Genomic DNA, 2149 nt, shown 5'->3' with positions numbered 1-2149 from the left:
AACTGGTGCAGCGAGTGGTCGCCGAGGTGGGTTTCGCCGGCCCCGGTTACGTCGGTTTCAACCACGGCGCGGCACTGGGCGGCACGCATTTCAAATACACCCGCAGCAGCGACAAATACTTCGGCGGCGGCTGGAAGGTTTCCGAGCTGGGCCAGGCCAGCCCGGACAGTCGCACGATCAGCGGCAAGCCGGGCGCCTGGTTGCAAGTCGATGCCAGCCCTTCGCCGCGCATCGATACCACGGTCACTCAGGCGAAACTGTTGTATCTGGGCAATGGCGAATCCGATGAGTTGCGCTATCGCTGGTCGCCCGCGCAAGCCTGGCAACCATTGAAACTCGCAGGCTCAGGCGTTCAGGAAGTCGCGCTAGCGGGCGTTCCATCAGCCGCAGACTGGTCATTCAGACTGGAAGTGGTGAAGGGCGCGCCCACGTTGTTCGGCCTTTGGATGACGAATGATGAGAAGGGCATTCGGGTGTCGAAACTGGCGGCCTCCGGCGCGGCATCGGCGGATTTCTATCACGCCGATCGACAGTGGCAGGCGCAATGGAAAGCGGTGGTGTCGAAGATCCCGGCCGACGTTTACCTGATCATGCTCGGCGGCAACGATCAGGGCTTCGGTGTCAAACCTGCGCAGTACCTGCAAAACGTCCAGGGCCTGGTGAGCATGTTGCGCGAGATTCAGCCGGCGGCGAGCATCAACCTGATCATGCGTCAGGACACCACGCGCTCCAGCGCTTATCCGATGTCGGCCTATGCGCAGGTGCTCGAACCGTGGGCGCGGGAGCAGCATTTGGGCTTCGCCAACCTGCAATGCGCGTTCGGCCCCGACGTTAAACGCTACGCCAGCGCGCTGATCGGCCCGGACAAGATTCATCCGTTGCCGGCCACGGGCGGGAAGGTGATTGCCGATTATTTTTATGGCTGGATAACGGGTACGAGTACCGGTTGCGACGACTCGCCACCCTGATCGTTCCCACGCTCCGCGTGGGAATGCCGCCCGGGACGCTCCGCGTCCCTCCGCAGCGTGACGCAGAGCGTCACTGGATGCATTCCCACGCGGAGCGTGGGAACGATCAATGCTGACTGTGCCGCCGCTTTCGCGAGCAGGCTCGCTCCCACAATGGATCGGCGTGACGCCCGGGTGATCAGGCGTCGTGCTTGAAGGCGTCGATGAGCCCCAGCAGTTCGTCAAGCTTGCGCGGCATCAACCGCGCATCGCAGCGGGTTTCAACATTAATGATGATCGCCGGATCGTTGCAGCAGATGCGCACGCGAAAACGCCAGTCGCTGAAGATCACTTTCAGGCCATCACGGTCATCCATTTCCAGCGCCTGTTCGCCATACAACGCCTTCAGGTGCGCGAGCAGCGGATAAGGATCGCGCAGCGGCCGGCGAATATCGCCGGACGCAGGAAACACACCGATCCGTTCCACCAGCAGAATCGTTCCCAGCCAGGTTTCGTTGGCGCTGGGCAGCGGTTGATGGCGCGACAACCAGCTCATCACCCCGAGGTTGCCCACCTCACGTTCAATCTCTGTCGAATGTTGTGCAATGTTCATGGTTGCCTGCCTCTGGTGATGGGGGGCCGTCTCAGCGGCCCTTGAGGTACACGTTGTCGTAGCAGAAGTTGGTCGCCTGCAAGTAGCCCTCGGCATCGCCGCAATCAAAGCGCAGGCCTTTGAATTTGTAGGCCAGCACGCAGCCGTTCTGCGCCTGTTTCATCAGTGCGTCGGTGATCTGGATTTCGCCGCCCTTGCCCGGTTCGGTGTCGGCGATCAGGTCGAAAATGTCCGGGGTGAGGATGTAGCGCCCGATGATCGCCAGGTTTGACGGCGCGTCCTGCGGCGCCGGTTTTTCCACCATGTTGTTGACCCGGTAGATGCCCTCGGAAATCAGCTCACCGGCAATCACGCCGTACTTGTGGGTCTGGTCGGCCGGGACTTCCTGAATGGCGACGATCGAGCAGCGGAACTTCTTGTACAGCTGAATCATCTGCGACAGCACACCGTCGCCTTCGAGGTTCAGGCACAGGTCGTCGGCCAGCACCACGGCAAACGGCTCGTCGCCGATCAATGGGCGGCCGCTGAGAATGGCGTGGCCCAGGCCTTTCATTTCCACCTGACGGGTGTAGGAGAAGGTGCAGGTGTC

3 protein-coding genes are annotated in these 2149 nt (G+C 61.6%); 1 reads left to right on the top strand and 2 read right to left on the bottom strand.

Going from position 1 to position 2149, the window contains the following annotated elements:
• The coding region (locus OQK_RS00255) for an SGNH/GDSL hydrolase family protein (RefSeq protein WP_038860063.1) at positions 1–968 on the top strand (968 nt) is incomplete at its 5' end.
• Between the two features lie 178 nt (positions 969–1146).
• On the opposite strand, the gene OQK_RS00250 is transcribed toward OQK_RS00255, so the two are convergent.
• Positions 1147–1560, bottom strand: coding sequence for a mannose-1-phosphate guanylyltransferase (locus OQK_RS00250; RefSeq protein ID WP_016770593.1), 414 nt, complete (start codon positions 1558–1560; stop codon positions 1147–1149).
• 31 nt (positions 1561–1591) lie between these two features.
• Positions 1592–2149 (bottom strand): UTP--glucose-1-phosphate uridylyltransferase (locus tag OQK_RS00245; RefSeq protein WP_016770592.1); only part of this gene is annotated, 558 nt, incomplete at its 5' end.

This window comes from Pseudomonas sp. R62, assembly GCF_000257605.1.
In the GTDB taxonomy this organism is placed as follows: domain Bacteria; phylum Pseudomonadota; class Gammaproteobacteria; order Pseudomonadales; family Pseudomonadaceae; genus Aquipseudomonas; species Aquipseudomonas atacamensis.
Note: the sequence above shows the minus strand (reverse complement) of the source record. Positions and strands in the feature narration are given on the sequence as shown.